General features: G+C 45.0%; 19 protein-coding genes. 4 read left to right on the forward strand and 15 right to left on the reverse strand.

Translation table 11 applies throughout. From position 1 onward, the window contains the following. Positions 1-15: 15 nt before the first annotated feature. The 4 genes from ACTL4S_RS02860 to ACTL4S_RS02875 are packed head-to-tail and all read right to left on the reverse strand — an operon-like array spanning position 16 to position 7,242. Positions 16-1,026, reverse strand: a complete 1,011-nt coding sequence (locus tag ACTL4S_RS02860) for an ABC transporter permease (RefSeq protein ID WP_441298711.1) — start codon at positions 1,024-1,026, stop codon at positions 16-18. Further along, positions 1,026-2,072, reverse strand: a complete 1,047-nt coding sequence (yejB, locus tag ACTL4S_RS02865) for a microcin C ABC transporter permease YejB (RefSeq protein ID WP_441298712.1) — start codon at positions 2,070-2,072, stop codon at positions 1,026-1,028. The genes ACTL4S_RS02860 and yejB overlap by 1 nt, the downstream gene beginning before the upstream one ends. Before the next feature lie 24 nt (positions 2,073-2,096). After that, the gene (locus ACTL4S_RS02870) at positions 2,097-3,938 is read right to left on the reverse strand and encodes an extracellular solute-binding protein (protein ID WP_441298713.1); all 1,842 of its coding nucleotides are present in this window, start codon (positions 3,936-3,938) and stop codon (positions 2,097-2,099) included. A 10-nt stretch (positions 3,939-3,948) separates the two neighbouring features. Continuing rightward, the gene (locus tag ACTL4S_RS02875; protein WP_441298714.1) at positions 3,949-7,242 is read right to left on the reverse strand and encodes a LysM peptidoglycan-binding domain-containing protein; all 3,294 of its coding nucleotides are present in this window, start codon (positions 7,240-7,242) and stop codon (positions 3,949-3,951) included. Positions 7,243-7,449: 207 nt separating this feature from the next. On the opposite strand from ACTL4S_RS02875, the gene dnaQ reads away from it, so the two are divergent. The 3 genes from dnaQ (at position 7,450) to nudC (ending at position 11,380) form a co-directional block, all read left to right on the forward strand. Then, on the forward strand, positions 7,450-8,835 hold the full coding sequence (dnaQ, locus tag ACTL4S_RS02880; protein WP_247143346.1) for a DNA polymerase III subunit epsilon: 1,386 nt from the start codon (positions 7,450-7,452) through the stop codon (positions 8,833-8,835). Between the two features lie 125 nt (positions 8,836-8,960). Continuing rightward, positions 8,961-10,604 (forward strand): chemotaxis protein, encoded by a 1,644-nt coding sequence (locus tag ACTL4S_RS02885; RefSeq protein WP_085064806.1) that lies wholly within the window; start codon positions 8,961-8,963, stop codon positions 10,602-10,604. Next, entirely contained in the window at positions 10,604-11,380 is a 777-nt protein-coding gene (gene nudC, locus ACTL4S_RS02890) for an NAD(+) diphosphatase (protein ID WP_253147624.1), read from the forward strand. Before ACTL4S_RS02885 ends, nudC begins: the two co-directional genes overlap by 1 nt. Positions 11,381-11,485: 105 nt before the next feature. Here nudC and ACTL4S_RS02895 read toward each other — a convergent pair whose 3' ends face one another. The 4 genes from ACTL4S_RS02895 to ACTL4S_RS02910 all read right to left on the reverse strand — a co-directional run bounded on the left by ACTL4S_RS02895 (position 11,486) and on the right by ACTL4S_RS02910 (position 14,564). Beyond that, a complete protein-coding gene (locus ACTL4S_RS02895) occupies positions 11,486-12,367 on the reverse strand; it encodes an alpha/beta hydrolase (RefSeq protein ID WP_441298715.1) in 882 nt (293 codons plus the stop codon). Continuing rightward, on the reverse strand, positions 12,357-13,043 hold the full coding sequence (locus ACTL4S_RS02900; protein WP_441298716.1) for a BON domain-containing protein: 687 nt from the start codon (positions 13,041-13,043) through the stop codon (positions 12,357-12,359). Before ACTL4S_RS02900 ends, ACTL4S_RS02895 begins: the two co-directional genes overlap by 11 nt. 133 nt (positions 13,044-13,176) lie before the next feature. Beyond that, positions 13,177-13,593 (reverse strand): YraN family protein, encoded by a 417-nt coding sequence (locus ACTL4S_RS02905; protein WP_081407909.1) that lies wholly within the window; start codon positions 13,591-13,593, stop codon positions 13,177-13,179. A gap of 11 nt (positions 13,594-13,604) precedes the next feature. Further along, positions 13,605-14,564 (reverse strand): penicillin-binding protein activator, encoded by a 960-nt coding sequence (locus ACTL4S_RS02910; RefSeq protein ID WP_441298717.1) that lies wholly within the window; start codon positions 14,562-14,564, stop codon positions 13,605-13,607. A 10-nt stretch (positions 14,565-14,574) separates the two neighbouring features. Between ACTL4S_RS02910 and rsmI the strand changes: the two genes are divergently transcribed. Next, the gene (rsmI, locus tag ACTL4S_RS02915; RefSeq protein ID WP_004279519.1) at positions 14,575-15,417 is read left to right on the forward strand and encodes a 16S rRNA (cytidine(1402)-2'-O)-methyltransferase; all 843 of its coding nucleotides are present in this window, start codon (positions 14,575-14,577) and stop codon (positions 15,415-15,417) included. A gap of 92 nt (positions 15,418-15,509) precedes the next feature. Here the strand turns inward: rsmI and ACTL4S_RS02920 are convergent, their stop codons facing one another. The 7 genes from ACTL4S_RS02920 to ACTL4S_RS02950 form a co-directional block, all read right to left on the reverse strand. After that, on the reverse strand, positions 15,510-15,764 hold the full coding sequence (locus tag ACTL4S_RS02920) for a hypothetical protein (protein WP_004646359.1): 255 nt from the start codon (positions 15,762-15,764) through the stop codon (positions 15,510-15,512). A gap of 174 nt (positions 15,765-15,938) precedes the next feature. Next, positions 15,939-17,186, reverse strand: a complete 1,248-nt coding sequence (locus tag ACTL4S_RS02925; protein WP_441298718.1) for an FAD-dependent monooxygenase — start codon at positions 17,184-17,186, stop codon at positions 15,939-15,941. Then, on the reverse strand, positions 17,183-18,391 hold the full coding sequence (ubiH, locus tag ACTL4S_RS02930) for a 2-octaprenyl-6-methoxyphenyl hydroxylase (protein ID WP_441298719.1): 1,209 nt from the start codon (positions 18,389-18,391) through the stop codon (positions 17,183-17,185). The genes ACTL4S_RS02925 and ubiH overlap by 4 nt, the downstream gene beginning before the upstream one ends. Before the next feature lie 105 nt (positions 18,392-18,496). Further along, positions 18,497-18,931, reverse strand: coding sequence for a GNAT family N-acetyltransferase (locus ACTL4S_RS02935; protein WP_253143925.1), 435 nt, complete (start codon positions 18,929-18,931; stop codon positions 18,497-18,499). A 662-nt stretch (positions 18,932-19,593) separates the two neighbouring features. Then, positions 19,594-19,833, reverse strand: a complete 240-nt coding sequence (locus ACTL4S_RS02940; RefSeq protein ID WP_004279510.1) for a DUF378 domain-containing protein — start codon at positions 19,831-19,833, stop codon at positions 19,594-19,596. Between the two features lie 292 nt (positions 19,834-20,125). After that, positions 20,126-21,460 (reverse strand): Xaa-Pro aminopeptidase, encoded by a 1,335-nt coding sequence (gene pepP, locus ACTL4S_RS02945; protein ID WP_441298720.1) that lies wholly within the window; start codon positions 21,458-21,460, stop codon positions 20,126-20,128. Positions 21,461-21,589: 129 nt separating this feature from the next. Continuing rightward, positions 21,590-22,222 (reverse strand): UPF0149 family protein, encoded by a 633-nt coding sequence (locus ACTL4S_RS02950; RefSeq protein WP_441298721.1) that lies wholly within the window; start codon positions 22,220-22,222, stop codon positions 21,590-21,592. Positions 22,223-22,239: the final 17 nt, after the last annotated feature.

A 22,239-nucleotide genomic window follows, 5' to 3' on the forward strand; every position in this document is an offset into this window, starting at 1 on the left:
AAAGATTTTTGTGATTTAGTTTCTTGGATCAAAAGCATCCCGTACTGCTTCTCCCATATAGATCAGCAAACTCAGTACAATGGCCAAACTAAAGAATCCCGACAATGCTAGCCACGGCGCATTTAAGTTGTTTTTGGCCTGAAGCAAGAGTTCCCCTAGGGATGCCGAATCAGGTGGCAAACCATACCCTAAAAAATCCAGCGCTGTTAGTGCAGTAATATTGGCGGTTAGCATAAAAGGTAACTGTGACAGGCTAGAACCTATCACATTGGGGAGAATATGTTTGAACATGATCCGTCTATCCCCGGCCCCGATACTTCTTGCTGCCCAGACGTATTCCAGATTTCTGGCGCGCAAAAACTCAGCGCGCACCATACTCACCAGTGTGGTCCAGCCAAATAACAGCATGATCAGAAACAGCCAGTAAATACTCGGGGTAAACAGACTGACCAGTACCATCACCATAAACAGCATCGGCAAACCGCTCCAGACTTCGAGTATGCGTTGCCCGATCAGGTCAATCCATCCACCATAATAACCCTGAATTGCCCCTGCTAAAATTCCCAGCACCGCAGACAATAAAGTCAGAGCAAAACCAAACAGTAATGAAATCCTTAAACCATATAGAATCCGTGCCAGAACATCACGGCCCTGATCATCTGTTCCCAGCCAGTTTTGCGCACTCGGGGGCGATGGCACCGGTTCAGCCAGTTCAAAATTTGGCGTTTGATAGGAAAACGGAATGATGGGCCAGATCGCCCAGCCTTTTTCTGCAATCAGTTGCTGCACAGCCGGATCTTTATATTCTGCTTCTGTCTCAAATACCCCACCAAAATTGGTTTCCGGATAGGATTTCAGGATGGGCAGATAAAAAGCATGATCATATTTCACCAGCAAGGGTTTATCGTTAGCAATCAGTTCTGCACCCAAGGAAATGATGAAAATAGCACTGAAAATAATGAAGCAGCTAAAGCCCAGCTTATGCTGCTTAAAACGTTGCCAGCGTACTTGCATCAAGGAAGACATTATTGTGATCCTCGACGTGAACTGAAATGAATCCTTGGATCAATCAGTTGATAGAGCAAATCGCTGAGTAAACGCAGTATCAGACCGAGCAAGGTAAAGATAAACAAAGTACCGAAAATCACCGGATAGTCACGCTGGATAATCGCCTCAAAACCTAAAACACCTAACCCATCCAGATTAAAAATAATCTCGATAAACAGGTTGCCCACGAAAAACACCCCGATCAGAACTTCGGGCAAACCTGCGATAAGCACTAAAATGGCATTCCGGAATACATGCCGATACAGCACTGCATGTTCAGTTAAACCTTTGGCCCGCGCAGCCAGGACATATTGTTTGCTCAGCTCTTCCACAAAAGAAAATTTGACCAGATAGGTCAAACTGGCAAATCCGCCAAGCACCATGGCCAACAGCGGCAAGGCCATATGCCAGAAATAATCATGAATTTTCGCAAAGAATGAGAGTTCAGCAAAATTTTCAGAGCGAATGCCCTGCAAGGGAAACCAGTGCAGATAAGACCCGCCAGCAAAAAAAACGATAAGTAAAATGGCAAAAATAAAGGCTGGAATGGCATAGCCCACGGCCAACATTAGAGAGGTGGTCTGATCAAACAGACTGCCATGTTTGCGGGCTTTCCTGATCCCTAAAGGAATGGAGACCAGATAAATCAGCAAGGTACTCCACAAGCCTAAAGAAAGCGATACTGGCAATTTTTGCCAGATGAGTTCAGTCACAGGCTTGTCTTTGAAAAAACTCTGCCCCAGATCAAACTGCGCATAACGCGTTACCATTTCCCAAAAGCGGATATGCAGCGGCTGGTCAAAGCCGTACTGGGTATTGATCTGCTCAAGCATCTCCGGTGTGAGGCCTTGCTTTCCCTGATACTGCAATCCGGTATGCGCCAAACCATTCACCTGTTGCGCCTGATAAATCGCCTGCTCCACCGGACCACCGGGTGCCAGCTGGATCACCATGAAATTGATCAGCAAAATGATCAGCAAGGTTGGAATCATCAGCAACAGACGTTTGAGAATATAAGTGCTCATGGCACTCCCTGATAGGCTTGGAGCTTAATGCTGTTTGAAATAATCAGCCACATGTCTGGCCTTTTCTGCATCGACCCACCAGTAATCAATCCCGGCGGAGAGTTTAGGTTTTCGTTGCGGCTGCTGATACATATTCCAGTAAGCATACCAGTATTCGCCCGTACCATAAGTCAGAATATGATAATAGCCTGCTCGCAGTAAACGGTCTAATGCTCGGGTACTATTCACCAGCTGTTCACGGTTTTGAGCTTGAGTCACCTGCTGAATGACTCCATCAATGGCCGGATTTCGAATACCGGCATAATTATAATTACCTGACTGCGCTGCGGCCTGACTGCCCCAGAACTGTTTCTGCTCCTGCCCCGGTGTCAGGGATTGCGGCATGGTATCAACAATCATATCAAACTGATAATTCCGCAGCCGTTCATAATATTGCGCGGTTTCTACCATACGAATGCTGGCCTGAATGCCCAAGCGTTTTAAATGACGTAGATATGGCATCAGATCACGCTGTTGCTCCGCCTGATGCAACAGGAACTCAATCTGTACCGGTTGGCCCGCAGCATTGACCAACTTCCCCTGTTGATAACGATAGCCTGCCTTTAATAGCAATTGACGGGCTTTTAACAGATTGTTCCGGTTAAAACCGGAGGCATCTGACTGAGGATATTTCCAGTCCTGCAGTACAGCCTGACGTTGAACCGGATCAAGCTGCTTTAAATGGGGTTTTAAAATGTGCAGTTCTTGAATGCCTGGCCGTCCATGAGATGCAAGCTCGCTATTGGAAAAAAAGCTGTTCAGGCGCTGATATTCACCATAGAACATGGCTTTATTCAGCCATTCAAAGTCATAGGCAAAACTCAAGGCTTGGCGGAAACGGATATCGGCAAAAGGCTGACGGCGGGTATTGAATATCAGACTCTGGGTCGGAATCGGGTTGTGATGCTGAAAGCGGTAACGCTGCACCTGTCCTTGCCGAACGGCGGGAAACTGGTAGTCTTTCACCCAGCGGTTGACCTGTTTTTCCTCATGCAAGGTAAATTGGCCCGACTTGAAAGCTTCAAACTTGATTTCAGGACTACGATAATAATGATACTTGATCCGGTCAAAATTATAACGCCCGCGATTGACCATCAAGTCTTTGCCCCAGTATCGGGGATTGCGTTTGTAGCTAATACTACGTCCAGCATCTATGTGTTCAATGACATAAGGCCCTGAACCCAGCATCGGTTTCAGCGTCAATTCTTTAAAATTACGTTTTTGCCATTCCTGTTTAGAATAAATGGGCATCTGCGCGACAATCATCGCCATTTCCGGATTATGTCCGGATTTAAAATGCATTTTGACCTGTAAAGGTGACAGGACTTCCAGCCGGTTTAAATCAGCCAAATACATCTGCAGGCCAAAATTGGACTGGGTCTGAAACAGTTCAAAACTGTATTTGACATCTTGTGCAGTTACCGGCTGGCCATTACTAAACCGTGCTTTCGGATTTAAATGAAAAATAATAAAGGCGGTTTTCTTGGGGTCAAAACTGACTTTTTCCGCCAGCAAGGGATAGTACACACCGGGCTCATCCAGTGACTTGGACAGCAAACTGTCAAAAATATAGTTGCCCCCTTCAGTGACATTGCCCTTGCCATTCATGCTGTTTAAATTATCGAAACTGCCATCAGCTGCCAGAATCAGCGTACCGCCTTTCGTTGCTTGCGGATTGGCATAAGGCAGGGATTTGGCCTGGGCATATTTCGGCTGGTTATATAGCGCGATATATGGGGTGGTGATCAGGGCTGCCCAACTGCTACTCACGAACAGCGGGGCTAGCCAGATAAACCTGAAAGTTTTAAATAAATGAGCGAATCTCATGATCCATTCATTAATTCGGTACTTTAATCACATCGCCAATACGCAATTGCGTATTCGGTTTGAGATCATTCATTTCCGCCAGTTCATTGCTGTTCATACCATAGCGTGAAGCCAGACCGATTAAGGTATCACCGCGTTTGACTTTATAATCAGTCACCAGTTTTGGAATCTGAATGGTTTGACTGACGCTTAATCCTGCGCGTGGACTTAGATTATTTAATTGAGCCAAGTCGGTCACGCTTATGCCTAAACGGCTGGCGATTGCATTCAGGGATTCGCCTGATTTAACGGTATAGGATTCAGTTGCCTTAGAAGCTACAGGCTTAGTTGCCACTTTCACATCTTCAACTTTTTTATCTACCGGAAAGTCACCCTCAATTTTTAAACGCTGACCAATACGCACCGTACTATTGGTATTCAGGCCATTTAAATCTGCCAGATATTTCAGTTGTAAATGATACTGACGTGCAATAGAACTTAAGGTTTCACCTGACTTCACCACATGCGAATCCGATTTTGTATTCTTCGTCGCAGTTTCAGCAACCACTTCACGTACCGGTTCAGCAACTTCACCACTGAGTTTCAGGCGCTGTCCCACACGCAAGCCGGCATTACGTGACATGCCATTCAGGCTCGCCACCTGGTCCATTGACAGATTGTATTTTGCGGCAATGCCGGTCAGCGTATCACCCGCTTGAACCGTATAGGTTTCAGGGATCTGACTGCCGGCTGGAATCTTGATGGTCTGACCTATACGTAAACCACTATTGGCAGACAACCCATTCAATGCAGCCAGTTCAGAAACACTCAGCTTGCTTTGACTGGCAATGCTATACAGGGTTTCACCGCGTTTGACCTGATAGTTTTCAGTCGCAGTCTGATCGACTTTGACATTTTCAAACTTCTGCTCAGTTTTCTGGCTAGATGCCGTTAGCCCTTCAACTTCCTGAAGTGGTACATTGATTTTCTGTCCCACCATCAGACTGCTACCGGCAGTCAGACCTGAAGTCAAGGATGCCAGTTCAGCATTTGAAAGCCCATAACGATCGGCAATCAGTTTCAGATACTCACCACGTTTCACTGTATAGGATTTGGTCTGAACCTTGACAGTTTCAGCTTTTTTCGTGTCTTCAACTTTGGCTTTGGACTGCCCTGTATCTTTCAATGACAGCTTTTGCCCAACAAACAGACCGCTATTACTATTCAGTCCATTAAAATCAGCCAGTTGTTTCACGCTAAAACCAAACTGGGTCGCTACGCTAGTCAGAGAGTCATTGGCCTGAACCACATAAGTTTCCGGCTTTTCTTTGGCTTTGCTGGCTTCCTGTACAGGTTTGGCATCATACAGATAAATGGTGGTGCCCACATACAGTGGAGAATTTGGATCAATCTGGTTCCATTTCGCCACATCACGCCAGTTCACCCCATTTTTAGCCGCAATCATTGCCAGATTATCACCTGGTAACACCTTATAGGTACTGCGTTTTCCTTTTGGAGCAACCACTACCACTTCAGAATCCGTCTTGACGTAATTTTTGCCCTGATTTAGCTTGGCTTCAACCGAGTTCGCAGTGGTATTGTCAGCAACTTCTTTCGGATAAGAAAAGCCTTTGGTGAGCTCTTTGCCTTGCTGCTCAGCAACAGACAGGCTGGTTTGAATGGCAGTCAGCTTGATTTTACCGTCATAAGGATCAACAATTTCTGTGCCAGCCGGCGCCAATGCTTTCAGCTCTTCAACCACTTGGGCCTGTTCTGCCGGTGTTGCAACAGGCTGCAGAATTTCATCTACAGTTTTCTGAATATCCTGTGCGATGACCGCCTGCTGAACTTGCTGACGCTCAGCTGCCGAAATCGGTGGTTCGACCTGAATCTGTTTCGCTGGCGCTGCAGGTGTTACAGCTACCGGAATACGCGGCGCACTTGGAATTGGCAAATCACTTTGTGCCGCAAAACTGGCCAAGGCAGATGAGCCTTTAGGCGTCGAAATCTTTTTCGTAGTCTGGGTCACAGTATTTGCCGTTGTCGCGGTACTTACCGCTGCTGTGACGACAGGTGGCGTACTTGCAGCTTTAGCCGGAGTCGTTGTTTTAGCAACGGTCGTTGCAGGCTGATTACTAACAACCGCTGGCGGAGTCTGTTTAGAAGGTGTAATCGTTTTGGTATTTAATTCTGGCGGTGCAGCTCTGGTGGGCACCACTGTCGTCGTATTTCGCGGCAAGCTGTTCGTGTTACTCGCCCATAAACCACCTGAACCGGATAATTTTTTCAGCTTCTCATCCACTGAAGGACTTAAGTCAGCAGGAATCAGAATACGGCGCGGACTTGCAGGGTCAATATGATCACCACGATGACCCGGGTTTAATTGATACAGTTCTGCACGGCTCAAACCGGTAATCGCTGCAATTTCATTTAAACTGGCAACACCGACCGGTACTTCACGGAAATGCGGACGGTTGGCAATCGGTGGCAAACTCACCCCATAACTGCCCGGATTTTTAATAATTTGTGCAACCGCCAGGAAACGTGGCACGTAACTCATGGTTTCTTGTGGTAGTTTCAATGACCAATAATCGGTAGGCAGACCTGCAGCTTTGTTACGGTTAATCGCCTGCTGGATACGGCCTGGGCCGGCATTATAAGAAGCGAGCGCCAATTCCCAAGAACCAAACTGGTTATACAGACTGCCTAAAAATTCATAGGCTGCACGGGTAGATTCCACCACATCACGACGACCATCGTATAAAGAAGTCTGCTTTAGACCATAAATGCGGCCGGTACTTGGAATAAACTGCCATAAACCTGCTGCCGCCGCACTACTGGTCGCTGCCGGGTCATAAGAACTTTCAATAATCGGTAACAGTGCCAACTCGGTCGGCATGCCACGGCGTTCTGCTTCTTTTACTGTGTAATATAAATAACGTGATGCACGCGCACTTAAGCGATCCAGATAAGGCTGACGTGAAATAAACCAGCCACGCTGCGCATCAATCCGCGGATTCCAGACACTTAAGTCCATCTTGAAACCTACGGTCATGCGTTTCCAGACATCACCATGTTTCAGAATCTGTAAACGGTCGCCTTCGACTGCACGCATATCCGTTGCAGAGAGTAAATCTTCGAGTCCATCCAGACTGCTGGCATCCAGATATTGTGATCCAACCTGCTTGCTTGATGCTGTTTGGGTCGCACTTTGTGTAGATGAACAGCCCGTCAGTCCTAGAGAAGCAAGCGCAGTTCCCAGTACAGAATATTTTAAAAATGTAGGTAATGTCGGCTGCCACAAAATTGCGGTTGGTTTATACATAAAGAAATCCAAACAACTCGTATATAAATTTATTTTTTAGATATGCCATTGTAGTGAAGCATGTCGAAGACTCAAGCCAATAATTTACCGCGATTTCACGTTAAATGTTACAAGAAATTAAAAAATCCCGGACATATAGATTGATCGACTGCATTTGCGCTATACAATAAGCCTTCCAGCTTGTTCTATTTTGATCGGATTTAATCTATGTCACACACTATCACACTTTATGTTGATGGCGCCTGTCGCGGCAACCCGGGTTTAGGCGGCTGGGGTGCGTACATTGTTAATGGCCAACAAGAACACAAAATTTATGGCGGTGAAGATCATACTACCAATAACCGCATGGAACTGACGGCTGCGATTGAAGGGATTCTGTTCTGTGACAAGCAAGACAAACTGGTGATCTATACCGATTCCAAGTATGTCAAACAAGGCATTACCGAATGGATTCACGGCTGGAAAAAGAAAAACTGGAAAGACGTCAAAAATCCGGATCTGTGGCAAAAGCTCGATGAAGTCTGTCAGGGACGTGACATCGAATGGCACTGGGTCAAAGGTCATGCCGGACATCCGGGCAATGAAATGGCCGATCAGCTGGCCAATCTGGGTGCTGATGAAACCCTGAAAAAATCCAAGCAAAGCCCTTCAATGTCTGAAGATAAAAAAAAATCTGAACCCGACTGGTTGCTAGATGATCCTTTCGGTCTGGATCTGGCTGAGAGTGAAGAAGAGCTGGAAGACCTGCCGGAAGAAATCATCGAAGTGACTGTTGAAGAAATTGTACAGACTGAAGTTTTAGCAACGGACAGCAATGAAGATGCTTCATCTTCAGACGCATCTGCCTCGACTGAGATACATCCGCAAATTGTCATTACACCGGCCAAGTTACAGCTGCATGGCCCACGACAACTGATTCTGGATACTGAAACCACCGGTTTTTATTATCAGGATGGTGACCGGATTATTGAAGTCGGCGCGCTGGAAATGATTAACCGCAAACTGACCGGCAGCTCGATTCATATTTATATCAATCCGAAAACACCGGTCGGCGATTCTGTGAATGTCCACGGGATCACCGACGAATTCCTGCAAGACAAACCGCTGTTTGAAGAAATTTCTCAAGTGCTGTTTGACTATTTACACGGCGCGGAAATTATTGCGCATAACGCAACCTTCGATATGAACTTCCTGGATATGGAATTCAAACGTGCAGGTTTTAAAGCACTCTCCGAGGTTTGTGACGTCACCGATACCTTGGCACTGGCCAAGTCCAAGCATCCCGGGCAGAAAAATTCGCTGGATGCCTTAGTGCGCCGTTACGAGATTCCACAACGTGACCGTACTTTCCACGGTGCCTTGCTCGATGCGGAAATCCTGTCCGATGTTTATCTGGCGATGACCGGTGGACAGGTGTCTTTTGATATCGATGCCCTGTCCCAGTCTGAAGACCAGAACAGCCGTTCAGGGATGGCCAAAGTTGAAATTGAATTACCGGTGATTCTCCCGTCAGAACAGGAATTACAGGAACATGAGAATTGGGTCAAACAATTCGAAGAAAAACATGGAACTGCTTGCCTTTTCGCGAAATAAAATCTACATTTCCGGGGATACTTTAGGTTTAAAACTATCGTTCTTCAGTTATAGTAAATACAAAGAGGCCCCGTAGTTTAAAGCGGGGCTCATATATAGATAATACTCCAGGAAAGGTGCAGATCATGTCTTACCAAACCTCTATACATTTTGATCCAACAGCTTTACTGATAATAAAAAATGAGGTTGATAACTCGATCAAGTTAGTCGAATCAGCAGTAAGCACCTTGGTAGAAGACCAGACTTTACCTTTTGGTATTGATGATGCATTAAATCAGTTCGAACAATGCGCCCAAGTTCTGGCACTCATCGACATGTCCAGTCTGGCAAAAGTCGCTCAATATTCAGCAGAACTGATGCGCAAGATTATGGGGAATCCGGCGCAGGTCAATACTCAAGAAGTGATCGCCTTGAGTGAAGGCACCACCATGCTGAAACGCTATATCGAATTTATCTGTTTGCGTGAAGTGAAAATTCCACAGTTTTTGCTGGATACCCTGAACCGTCTGGAACTGGCTTTGGGTAAACCGCTGACGACTGAAGGCCAGCATGTAGAATCGCTACTGGATTGCGTCACCCCTGATTTTGCACTGCCACAAGCACCAAGTCTGGAAAAATCCCAATATGTACACCGCCTGTATAAGCTGTCACTCAACAAGCTGATCAATCAGGAAGAAAGTGAACTGGATCTGCAAGCCATCAAACTGGTGGGGGCTTATCTGGCAGGACTTGCAGAACAACATGACAGCAAGCAGTACTGGAATCTGGTCTATGTCGCGTTGAACAATATTGATCACCTGCTGATTAATGAGCCACGCCTACGCACATTGGTGAGCATTGAACGTAACATGGCACAGTATTTTAGCTCGGCAGACAGTTTCAAGGCTTCGCTGGCTGATCTGGCCAATGTGCTCAGCCTGTGTATCAGTCAGGAAGATGAAACTGCGCAATCTATCCGTAGCCAGCTCAATGTGGGCGATGACCTGCTGACCGATATGCAATTACAGGTCTTCAGTCGCCATCTGTATGGCCCAGACTTTGAAACCATGCATACCATCAGCGAATTGGTGACCACGGAAATGGCGCAAATTCGTAATGACATCGAGTTCAACTATCAGAACATGACGCCTGAAAAGACTCAGGAACTGCAGGCACAACTGAATAATCTGGCGAATATCTTCAAGGTATTGAACCTGAATGAAGCCTATCATGACCTGACCCGTCAGGCCGCTTCACTGAGCCAGCCGGAGATGATGCAGGATGCCAGCTTTGCCCAGCAGTTGATGAATGTCATTCTGTCTGCCATGAACTCGATTGGCGTACTGGAACGTCATCACACTTCGAGCCGCTTGCAGCTGCGCGTCAACAACATGAATATTTCTCTGGACCGTCTGGATGAAGCACACGCTGCTTTACTCACTGAAACTAAGGCTCTAATTGAGCTTTCCAGCCAGATTCTCAGCAATTACCTGCAAGATCATGACTTGACTGCACTCGAACCTGTTCCAGTACAGTTTTGCGAGATTGGCGGCGCGATGCTGTTCCTGAATGCAGAACATGTTCGTACTGCATTCACCACCACTGCAGAATTCATCAAGAACCGTATTGATCTGTCGATTGCATTAAGTCCGGAAGAAATTCATCGTGCTTTAGACACTCTGGCCAGTGCCGATATGATGATTGATAACTTAAAGAACAAACAGCCTGTATTACAGGCGATGTTTCAGGTAGCATTAGACAGTAGTGAGAAACTCAAAATAGTTGCCTAATGTCCAAATTATCACTTGCTTATATTTTTCAACAACAGCAACTGCTGGTCGATCAACACTTTCAACTTCCACGGGTTGAAGCCTTGGCAAGTGATTTGCTACTCCACACGGGTGATCAGGTGATTGCCCGTGACCTCCTTTCCGATGAGTCAATTCCTGCAGGCTTGCAACTGGTTCCTATCCGTCAGCTGTTACAGTTCTGGAATACCCAGCAATTCGAACAGGCCAGTCGTGCGGTACAACTTTTAGAATGGCGCCGTAACCATAAATTCTGTAGTCATTGCGGTACAGCGACTGAAGCGCATGCTGTTGAATATGCCATGGTCTGCCCATCCTGCAACTACCGTCAATATCCACGGGTACAGCCTTGCGTTATTACTGTTATTACCAAAGGCAAAGACGAGATTTTGCTAGCCAAAAACGCGCGCAATACCAAAAGCCACATGTATGGCCTGATTGCCGGTTTTGTTGAAGTGGGTGAAACTCTGGAAGATGCAGTACGTCGTGAAACGCTGGAAGAAGTCGGTCTGCAGCTCAAGAATATCCAGTATCTGGCCAGCCAGCCTTGGCCGTTTCCAAGTAACCTGATGATTGCCTTCAAGGCAGAATATGCTGGTGGTGAGCTACAGTTGCAGGAAGAAGAAATTAGCGATGCACAATTCTTTAAATTCGATCAGCTGCCTGAAATTCCGTTTAAAGGCAGTATTGCTCATGCCATGATCATGCATGTGACCCAAGGCACGGCAGTCGCAGACGACACCAAGACCTGGCTATAAATCTGTATTTGAAAGATTTAGCTCAACGGCTCAAAAAAAGAATCCAGTGGATGATCTCTCCTGGATTCTTTTTTATCTATTGCTTGGTTAAACCAAATATCAGTCTTAAGATTTAAATGCATCCTCGAGCGCCCAAAGCACCTGTGCCTTGGTCTGGAAAAAACGGCTAAACAAACTGGAGAGTGAACCCACAATCGTAATATGACCAAGTTTCGGAATTTGAATCAAATGGCTATGATTGCCCTTCTCTTTCAGTACGCGGTCCAAATCCTGGCTATTGAAATGCCCAACAATCTTGTCTTTTTCGGCAATAAACAGATAATGCAGGGTTGAGCTATTTCTAACAAAATAATAAGGCATGACCTGCTGATAAGGCACCGCCTGATCAAATGCATCGGCACAGATGGGATCATTTTTATAATCAAAATGATAAGGTCCTGCCAGACCAATAATCGCCCGGATTTGACTGTGATCAATACTGGCAGATTGCGGATGATATAAGGCAGACATCACATTAAAGGCCCCGGCAGAATGTCCCATCAAGACCAGATTCTCTGCACAGATCTGCAACTGTCCAGCTGTCTGCTGCAAATGATTTAGCAACAGATGCAGATCATGAATATAGGTCGGGAAAATATGTTGTGGCGCCAAATGATAATTCATCAGCACCACGTCATAACCTTCTTTGGCAAAAGCCTCACCAATAAACTGATAATCCTTTTTATCGCCATGCAACCAGGCACCGCCATGTACAAACACAATCAGGGGACGATGTGGCAAAGGCTGCTGACTCCGAAACAGGTCAAAGCGTTGCCGGGATTTCAGACCATAGGCCAATTGGGTTTCGACCGTGTAACCCTGTTTCGGGGTCAAACGATTTAAAGCATAACTGCCAAAATCGTATAACCGAAAATCTTGATAATGTTGCTGAAACTGCAGAATACGCTGTGAGAGCTGGGTTTTAAACTGGCCGACCTTATGGTTCATAGGTCGGTTCAACCGTATTAGGATCAATGGCAACCGGCGTCTGTTCAATACCCGGCTGCGCATATGCCGGTGCGGCAAAATTCTGATTGGCCAGACTTGAGGATTGCTCAACATTATCGATCAAGGTCACAATTTTGGTGACATTACCCACCTGTTGTAGCACCTGATTCAGGTCAGCAATCTCGGCACCATTTAAACGCCCCATTACATACAATACGCCATCTTCAGTATGCACATGCACCTTGCTATCCGCCACCACAGTCGCTTTCATGATCAAGCCACGGGTATTTGCAGTCACTGCAGTATCCTGCATGATGGTGCTATAGCTGATCTGATTGCCTACAGTAATAAAATTATGTACCGCTTTGACATCACTCATGGATTTGACATTGTCTTCAGCCAGTTGCTTTAAATGGGCATCCGGCACCTGACCGGTCAATAAGACATTGCCATGAAAACTTTCAATATTGACCCGGGCCTGCTTAAAGCGCGAATCCAATTTATAAAGATTAATTTTTGCAGTACGGACAATTGAGGAATCAATAAATACCTGCCCCAAGGTACGCGCCCCACTTTCAGTTCCTACAGGAGCCGTACCTGTGCCGCTGGAAATAAAACTGGCACAACCTGATAAACTTGCGACACACAGCATTGTTATTGCAATACGCTTAACCACTCAGCAAGACTCCTTCATTTTATTACGTCTTTTTCAATCTAATAATCTGTTTTCAAGCTCAGATCATGTCAATTCTGCTTGAACTTTACAATGATCTTGAAGCAAATATAAGCATCTTTAGACCTTATTTTGTTCAAAGGTTAATAAACTCTTGATCAAAAGTAAAAGCATTTTCAATCCATTCCAGATCATAAGGGTATTGCGAAAAGTCATGCTGTATGGTTTTTGCAAATTGCTGTTTAAAATCAAAACAAATCACGTCAAAACGATAGTAATAGTGTGCAAATTGTGGATTTTTCTGAATAAAGCACATCGCAGTCTTGAGCATCTTTCCCTGTTTTGCTCTGGAAATCGACTCGATCGCTTGCGCATATCGGGTTTGCGCACGTGCTTTGACTTCCACAAAGACCAGTTCCTGATCACGCACCAGAATCAGATCCAGCTCGCCATAGCGACTGTGATAATTGGCTGCCAGGAACTGAAATCCATGGTTTTGCATCAATTGGGCCGCTTGCTGCTCCGCCCATGCACCTAATTGCTGTCGCAGCATTGCTCTTTCGCTCATAGTAGCTTGACGCCTGTGCCACTGTACTGGAAACATTCTGGACTACGCTGAATGCTGTGTTCACTGATCTGTATCCGGCCAGTTCTACCCTGAAATTCAATATTCTGTGAACGCGGTTGTGACAGGTACTGCTGGGTGATCTGCCAGGCATCGCCACCGAAAGCAATCAGCCGCTGATAGGACATATTGACCGGTTCCTGGGCATAAGCCTGTAGAACATCCGGCCAGTCAGCCAAGTAAAGCACAGGTACATCACAGAACTTGATCCCTTGTGGCGGTTTATGCTGTTCGCTAATCGCATTGGCCACGGTATACATCCGTTTATGGCTTAATTCAGGTATGGCAGCCAGCCCTTCTGCATTGCCGAGGTATAACAGCCCTTGTTTTGGCATTAAAAAAATGGGCGTCTTGTTCACGATCTTGAATTTCAGATCACTTTGACTGAACAATGACATCAGCAACAGCTCATACTCGGCTTCACTGCCCGGCTGGCGTAAAATCAGCAGCTGTTGAATTCCATCTTTGTGCAATAAGGTTTTTAAGGCAGCGGCATCTTCTTTTTTGGACAGGCTGAATTGCCAGACTTGGGGTGATGACCCTGCTACATCATTCAGGCTGAGGGTACGTACTTTAGGTTTGCTCTTGAGTAGTTGTTCCACATCGCTACGTGCCAATGGACCCACCACCATTTTGGTCTTTTTATTGACATGCTGTTTCAGTAGCTGGGAGATATTTTTCTGATTGGAATTGACCCATTTTAATGGAACTTTCTGCCCGGAAGTAGCATAAGCACTGAGAAAACCCTGTTTGATACTCGATGCAGCTCGCGCCAAAGGCCCGGATTCGGGTAGAATGATCAGCACTTCTGCTTGTACGCTGCTGATGTAGCTGACTAAACACAAGCCCAATATTTTATTTTTAATCTTCCATTTTTTATTATTCAATTTATTCCACATGGAGAAACCTATGAGTGCTCAGTTATTTGTTGTTGCGACTCCAATCGGGCACTTAGATGATATTAGTTATCGTGCACTTCAGGTGTTAAAGTCGGTGAGTCTTATTGCTGCCGAGGATACACGAACTTCAGCACAATTGCTTAAACACTTTAATATTCAAACACCTCTGACCGCTTGCCATGAGCATAATGAAAGCAACAAGATTGATCAGCTGATCCAGCGCCTGCTGAATGGCGAAGATATGGCCCTGATCAGTGATGCTGGCACTCCCCTGATTAGCGACCCTGGCTTTAAATTTGTCCGTGCTGCACAAGCGCATAATATTCGCGTGATTCCTGTACCTGGTGCTTGTGCGGCTATTGCTGCCTTAAGTGCTGTTGGCTTGCCGAGTGACCGCTTCAGCTTTGAAGGTTTTCTGCCATCCAGACAAAGTCAGCGCCTGCTGAATCTGGAAAAACTGAAAGATGAAACCCAGACTTTAATTTTCTATGAAGCACCGCACCGGATTCTGGAGTCCGTTAAAGATATGGCCAGCGTTTTCGGAGCAGATCGCCCGGTCGGTTTTGCGCGAGAAATCACCAAGACTTTTGAAACTATCAAGAAAATGACCTTGGGTGAATTGGTGGAATTCATTAGCAATGATCACAATCAGCAAAAAGGCGAAATTGTTCTGGTGATTGGCGGTGCCACCGAAGAAAAAGATCTGGATCAGGAAAAGCTGGATAAATTATTGAATCGCCTATTACAGGACCTTTCGGTCAAAGCTGCTTCACAACTGGCGGCAGATTTAACCGGAATCAAAAAGAAAGTCGCTTATCAACGTGCTTTAGAACTGACTTCGGCAAACGACTAATTGCTTTAGATTTTCTATTACGTTTGGATTTGCAAAAAAAAAACACCACATTGAATGTGGTGTTTTTTATAAGAAACAAGTTAATCAATAACTTATTCTTTGGCTACTGATTCATCTGCCGGCACTTCAACAATACGACCACCACTGGCAAGGAAAGCCGCAATCTCGTCTTCAAGTGCTTGACGCTTTTTCAGCTTTGCAGTGACGGTCAAAGTTTCAGCTTCTACAAGATCGGTATCACTGACGACCTCTGTGCTATCGACCGCGCCTTTTTCAGCGGCTTTTGCTTCATCATCGTCAACAATTGAATCTTCAACGTCGTCATCATAATCATTCATGTCTGTCATTTGCATCTCCCCAAAAATGGCCCTCGCTTGGTATTCCAAGTCAGGTATCGAATTAAGTGAAATTTAGCAATCTCTTCGACCTTCGCCTAGTACCAAACATCAAAAAATCGTATCTTTTTTAAACAAAATCGTTACTCTTTATTGGTGTTTGTTTAAAAAATTTACATTTCTGTCTTAAGCTGCGTAGCGTGTGTCTTTAAGTAAACCCAGACCATTGGCTTGCGCCATAAATGCATCTTTCAACATGGGCTGATTTTCTACCTGTTTCAGGCCGAAATTGCGTGCCCAAACCATCGGGAAGAATAATGTGGTTTCCATCCAGCCAATCGCAGACATGCTGTGCATCATGGCATCGTTCTGGCCCTTACGGCGATGCTCATAGCGTTTTAGGGTCTGCTCATGTGCCCATACGCCACGCGCCTGATCATGCAGCAAAACATCACAAAGCACGGCAGCATCCAGACAGCCAATATTCACCCCTTGACCTGCTAGTGGATGAATGACATGTGCGGCATCTCCAATCAGTGCTAAACCATCTTGAACGTATTGCTGGGCGGCGCGGGCTTTTAAAGGGAAAGTGGCACGTGGTGTCACCTGCAATACTTCACCCAGCATATGCTGGCTTTCACGGGTTAATAGCTGGGTAAACTCAGCATCTGACAACGCTGCATATTCTTCGGCATAATCCTCTGGCAAGGTCCAGACAATCGATTGCCAGTGTCCCTGCTCTTCCGGATTAAGGCTGGCCATAGGTAGAAAAGCCAATGGACCGGTTTCGAGAAAAATCTGACGTGCCATATGCTGATGAGGTTGTGCAGTTTTAATGGCACAACTGATGCCCGCCTGTTTATAGTCCAGTACATCAATATCGATGAACGCTTGCTCACGAACAAAGGAATTGGCACCGTCGGCGCCGATCACCAGCTTGGTTTTAAGCTGAGTACCATCGGCCAGATGAATGATCCATACACCCACACCACGTTCAACGCGGCTGACTTTAACCTGTGTTCTATAATCTTGAACATCTTCCAGCATCTTTTGCTGAATGGCCAGATTCAGAATGCTTGGTTCCACCATCGAGCCTAAAGCCTGTTCTACCGAGGGTGTTTTTTCTGAAGGCTGGCCAAAATTGATTTCGCCATAGCCATTTTTATTCCAGACCTGCATGCCGGTATAAGGCTGCTGACGTTCTAAATTTTCCCAGACACCCACCGTTTTTAGTAGATGAATAGTTGCTTGACTTAAAGCTAGAACACGCGGATTGGCCGCACTTAAGGTTTTATCTGCATTCAGAATTGGCGCTGCATCTAGCACTGTAGGCTGCACGCTACCTTGAGCTAACAGAAGCGCTGTAAGTCCACCAACCAGCCCACCACCAATAACGACGACGTCTAATATTTCGTTAGTTTGATTTAAGCTCATGCTTTTAACCCCATGGCATAATTTGCAACCAGTGGCTTGATGCCAGGAATCGTATCAAAAGCGATTAAACCCGTATTACGAATCAGCTTTAAGAATGGATTCTGGTTACTAAAGCCACGCACCACTGAATCACAGAACTTGATTACACGTTGCTGGTCACTGAGACGAGATTTTTCATAGTCTTGTAATATTGCAGCATCACCCAAGTCTGCGCCTTGTGCCTGCTGTTCCTTGAGGTAGCGTACCAACACATGCGCATCACGCATACACAGGTTAAAACCCTGACCAGCGACCGGATGAATCGTATGTGCTGCATTGCCCATCAACACGACACGGCCAACAGCCTGTTTTTCGGCTAATACTTGAGACAATGGAAAACTGAACCGCTTACCGGTTTTCTGGAACTTTCCAGCACGATCGCCATACGTTTCCTGTAAGGCATCCAGAAAATGCTGGTCATTTTCATCCCCCAACCATTCTCCTTCAGTACCTTTTTTCACTGGCCAGACCACTGAACGACGATACTCACCCGGTAGTGGTAAAAGTGCCAAAGGCCCTAAATGGCTGAAACGCTCAAAGCCCACATGAGCATGTGGCTTTGAAGTTTGTACTGTGGTCACAATCGCAACCTGATCATAATCATGTTCTGACGCACCAATACCCAAGGCTTTACGGCAGAAAGAATCCCGCCCATCGGCGGCAATAACCAGTTTGGACTGTAATTTTAGTGACGATTCACCACGCTGAGCTTCGATATAAGCAAAGTCTGTATCTTGGATAAGGGATGTCACTTGAACACCATCAATCAGTTCAATCAATGGCTCTTTTTTGACTTGGGTCAGCAGTACACGACCGAGCCAGGCATTTTCAATGACCTGACCAAAGCTTTCGACTTTTTCCTGCTCGGCTTTCAGTCGGGCCTTACCAAAGCTGCCTTGTTCGGTAATATTCACTTCCAGAATTGGGGTAGCATGTTCTTGCAAGGCATTCCAAAGTCCAAGTTCCTGATAAATCTGCACGCTACGGCGTGACAAGGCACTGTTACGTGCATCAAAACTGGAATGATAGGGCGCAAGATTTTCATCATCATAATCTGGATATTTGATGGCTTCCAACAGTTTGACTGCAATATTGGTTTTCGCCAACATCAATGCGAGGCTTAAGCCGACCATCCCACCACCGACAATGATGACTTCTTGTTGCATGCTTACTTCCTTATCTGTTTATTCGCATCTATGGCGAATTACATAAAACGTATACTGGTTTTATCTTACCTCAAGGCTTTAAATTTTTATAATGATTCGTTTTATTTAGTTTTCTTCATGATGATCCAGCCTATATTGAAAAATCAAGACATCACGCTTTTCATTACCTAACTTCGGCAATAGAGTATAAGCATTGATCCGTTCAACGATTTCAAACCCTGTCTTTAACAGCACTTGGTGTGCCTGTATATGTTCTGCATCGCAGAAAGTATCCAGTGATTTAAGTGTAAGATATTGTTTAAAATACTGAATCACCGCTTTCATCGCCTCAAGCATATAGCCCTGACCCTGAAATCGAGGACCAAGTCCGAAATGAACTTCAAGGCTGTTATTTTGCTGTTGAATGATCGTTAGTAACCCGATTGCCAGATGACTTTTTCGCTCAGCAATCACCCATGAAAATCCGTCACTCGGTTGCTGCCAATAGCTTAACGCCCATTTCTGTAACATCTGCTGAGTTTGACCGACTGTTGTATGCATCTGTCGTTGTAAGTATTTTGATGCTTCAACGTCGCCACAATACTCTTAGAATAATGAAAATTCATCTCCAACTTTATATACTCTTAACTCCAACCGAGTTGTCTTTAATTCAGCAACTAAAATATTTATACTCACTTCTATCAACTCGGCATTAAAAAACGGAATGTGGTAATTTCATTTGGCACTTATACGATTCGATCGCAAACCTAGTCAAATTGGTATAACTCGATCTACTCGCTTCGCACAATTTTGAATATATATTGCTACTGGTAAATCCTGAATGATAAAATTGTGAATCAAGCCATTTATAAATAAGCTGATAATCACTGTCAGGAGCAGAAGGCCCATTTTCAATCACTATTATTTTCTTATTTTGAGAGAGTTTTATAAATATAACTCGATTTTTTAGCTAACAGATATTTTAAAAAAAATTTATCCAACCATGTACAACCTAATCTTATTTGTATGATAGTAATCATTAATCTTTAGCTAAGTGTTGTTGTAGATCTGGGGATGATTCTATTAATAACGTATAAACACCTAATAAAAAACCCCGGAAATCTACCGAGGTTTCTTCATCTTCCACACTATTTCTATCCTCTCGGCAAGTTACTCGAAGACATGAATCCTATCTTGCAAGAAACTCGCCCAAGAAGATTAGCTTAACGCACAATATTGGTATGATGATCTGTGTGGTGTACTGTTTTACCCAACTTCGTTCCTGTATAAATCAGGTACAATGCCGACAAACCAACCAATACATAAACAATTCGAGATAAGGCGCTCATATCACCAAAGATTGCAGCGACCAAATTAAAATCGAATGCACCAATTAAACCCCAATTAATGCCACCAATGATTGTTAAAGCATAAGCAATCCAGTCAATCGTATTTAATCTCATAAGTGTTCTCCTGCTGTTATTTAAGTTTATTTAAGGATCAGAGAAAGTATGAGAATCTCAGCGCATTTAATATGTAGCTTTGATGCTAAAAACAGATTTTCTGTGTTGACTTCGTGTCACTTTTTAAGCTGTAAATTTTACTTAGGTTAGTTTTATTTGACTTGTTCGAGATAAACGTAAGCTAAGTCACTTTTTGATCGATTCGATATAGCTAGGAATTCTTGTTTAAAACGGCATAGAAATGTCATAAAAAAAGCCGATCTCGCGACCGGCTTTCTGTATTTTTCTTAGATTAGGCAGCGCGCGCTTTCGCCATCAATGCTTCAATCTCTTCCACCGTTTTGACAACTTTTGCAGTTAAAACCAGCGGACCATTTGCAGTGGCCACCACATCATCTTCAATCCGGATGCCAATTCCACGCCATTTGGCATCCACTGTTTCATCATCAGGCGCGATGTAAAGACCCGGCTCAACGGTCACAACCATGCCCTCTTCATACGAGCGCCATTCACCATCAACCTTATAAGCACCGACATCATGTACATCCATACCGAGCCAATGTCCCGTACCATGCATGTAGAACTGACGGAAAGCTTCTTTTTCTATAATCTCGTCGATATTACCCCGCATCAAGCCAAGATCGAGCAAACCCTGCACCAGGATGCGCACCGCAACATTGTGCGGTTCTTTATACGAGTTACCAATTTGCACAGCATTGATCGCAGCGATTTGAGCATCCAGCACTACATTATATAAGGCTTTCTGTTCCAGGCTGAATTTACCATTCACCGGAAAGGTACGGGTAATGTCAGAAGCATAAAGCTGATATTCAGCCGCAGCATCAATCAGGACCAAATCGCCATCTTTCAGTTCTTTGTCATTTTCTACATAGTGCAGGATGCAGGCATTCTCACCGCCACCGACAATACTGTTATAGGCCGGAACACCGCCATTTTTGCCAAAGATATAATTCAGCTCGGCTTCCAGCGCATATTCCATCATGCCCGGACGTACTGCTCGCATCGCTTGCGTGTGTGCATCAGCAGAAATATCGGAAGCAATCTGCATCAATTCAATTTCATTTGCATCTTTATGCAGACGCATTTCATCAACAATACGATCCAGCTGAATTACTTGCGCTGGCACAGAAGTCCCACGACGGCTTTCACCACTTGCAGTCGCAATCCATTTGGCGACACGCGCATCAAACTCTGCATGCTGTCCAATGCGATAAAATAACTGATCTTTATTTTGTAATTTTTCCAGAATTTCTTCATCGAGCAGATCAATCGCATAGGCTTCATCTGCATCATAATCCTGAATAGCCCCGTCAATACCCGCGCGGTAGCCGTTCCAGATTTCCATTTCCCGATTACGTTCACGACAGAACAAACTGTAGCTATAGCCTTCTTCTTCAGTGTCAAAGGTTTCAATCACAGCCACAGCTTCAGGTTCCGCAAATCCAGTTAAATAGAAGAAACTACTGTCGGCGCGGTATTTATAATCTGCATCACGGTTACGCATAGCTACCGGACTGGTCGTGATAATGGCGATACTGCGTAAACCAATTTCCCCAGCGAGGATTGCGCGACGTTCCTCAAAAACTGCCTGTGTCAATTTCTTCATTACACCTTACTTCTTATCGATCAATACTTGTATTTAGAATATAGTCTTGAAATCAGACTATAGATTTCACTGTAAACAGCAAAATATATGCCTGATTTCAATCAGGTGACGGTTCACCTCAGTATTTCATCAGCTTGGACGTTTAGGCGAGAAAATCTCGACCACACTTTGCGCTTCTGTAACAGCGGCTTTAGGCTGATTTTTTTGACTAAATTGCTGTAAGAGTGGCGTTTCTTCAACTTCGACCTTTTTACGCCCTAAAGACAGACTGACAGGAATCAGACGCACAAATTCGTACAATTCCTGATAGCTTTCTTCACCTTCATCATCATCGTCTGAGTCTTCAAATTCAACTGCGGCTACATCTTGTAAATGTTCAATCAGCTCAACTTCATCCTGACGGATATGTCCTGAAGCCAGTCCGAAACCTAAGACCACGCCTGCACACCAGTCCGCCAGAGCCTGTACGCGTTCTGAAAGCACATGCTCATCATCAGGCAGCAAAGGTAAATAATCCAGCTCATCTTCAGACAGTGCATGAAACACATCTTCAGCTTCGCCCGTCAACAACTCTAATGCTTCGGCATCCAGTTCAGGTACATCCAGTGTTTCTAAAATCTGTAACCACTCTTCACTGCTTGGCGCCTGGGTGACACAAACAATGCCAGTTAGCAAACCATGTAGTTCGCTAGGGCTAGAAATTTCCTCAATTGAAGAAAAATTGCGGTGCCATTCGGTCCAACCTGAAATATCGTCTTGCATTCGTTTATCCAATCTTT

The sequence above is a fragment of the Acinetobacter lwoffii genome (genome assembly GCF_052078135.1).
GTDB lineage: Bacteria > Pseudomonadota > Gammaproteobacteria > Pseudomonadales > Moraxellaceae > Acinetobacter > Acinetobacter lwoffii_Z.

Excerpts from the sequence above, each read along its gene's own strand:
- ACTL4S_RS02860 (WP_441298711.1), bottom strand. The coding sequence starts at position 1,026 with ATGTCTTCCTTGATGCAAGTACGCTGGCAACGTTTTAAGCAGCATAAG.
- yejB (WP_441298712.1), bottom strand. The coding sequence starts at position 2,072 with ATGAGCACTTATATTCTCAAACGTCTGTTGCTGATGATTCCAACCTTG.
- ACTL4S_RS02870 (WP_441298713.1), bottom strand. The coding sequence starts at position 3,938 with ATGAGATTCGCTCATTTATTTAAAACTTTCAGGTTTATCTGGCTAGCC.
- ACTL4S_RS02875 (WP_441298714.1), bottom strand. The coding sequence starts at position 7,242 with ATGTATAAACCAACCGCAATTTTGTGGCAGCCGACATTACCTACATTT.
- dnaQ (WP_247143346.1), top strand. The coding sequence starts at position 7,450 with ATGTCACACACTATCACACTTTATGTTGATGGCGCCTGTCGCGGCAAC.
- ACTL4S_RS02885 (WP_085064806.1), top strand. The coding sequence starts at position 8,961 with ATGTCTTACCAAACCTCTATACATTTTGATCCAACAGCTTTACTGATA.
- nudC (WP_253147624.1), top strand. The coding sequence starts at position 10,604 with ATGTCCAAATTATCACTTGCTTATATTTTTCAACAACAGCAACTGCTG.
- ACTL4S_RS02895 (WP_441298715.1), bottom strand. The coding sequence starts at position 12,367 with ATGAACCATAAGGTCGGCCAGTTTAAAACCCAGCTCTCACAGCGTATT.
- ACTL4S_RS02905 (WP_081407909.1), bottom strand. The coding sequence starts at position 13,593 with ATGCTGCGACAGCAATTAGGTGCATGGGCGGAGCAGCAAGCGGCCCAA.
- ACTL4S_RS02910 (WP_441298717.1), bottom strand. The coding sequence starts at position 14,564 with ATGTGGAATAAATTGAATAATAAAAAATGGAAGATTAAAAATAAAATA.
- rsmI (WP_004279519.1), top strand. The coding sequence starts at position 14,575 with ATGAGTGCTCAGTTATTTGTTGTTGCGACTCCAATCGGGCACTTAGAT.
- ACTL4S_RS02920 (WP_004646359.1), bottom strand. The coding sequence starts at position 15,764 with ATGACAGACATGAATGATTATGATGACGACGTTGAAGATTCAATTGTT.
- ACTL4S_RS02925 (WP_441298718.1), bottom strand. The coding sequence starts at position 17,186 with ATGAGCTTAAATCAAACTAACGAAATATTAGACGTCGTCGTTATTGGT.
- ubiH (WP_441298719.1), bottom strand. The coding sequence starts at position 18,391 with ATGCAACAAGAAGTCATCATTGTCGGTGGTGGGATGGTCGGCTTAAGC.
- ACTL4S_RS02935 (WP_253143925.1), bottom strand. The coding sequence starts at position 18,931 with ATGCATACAACAGTCGGTCAAACTCAGCAGATGTTACAGAAATGGGCG.
- ACTL4S_RS02940 (WP_004279510.1), bottom strand. The coding sequence starts at position 19,833 with ATGAGATTAAATACGATTGACTGGATTGCTTATGCTTTAACAATCATT.
- pepP (WP_441298720.1), bottom strand. The coding sequence starts at position 21,460 with ATGAAGAAATTGACACAGGCAGTTTTTGAGGAACGTCGCGCAATCCTC.
- ACTL4S_RS02950 (WP_441298721.1), bottom strand. The coding sequence starts at position 22,222 with ATGCAAGACGATATTTCAGGTTGGACCGAATGGCACCGCAATTTTTCT.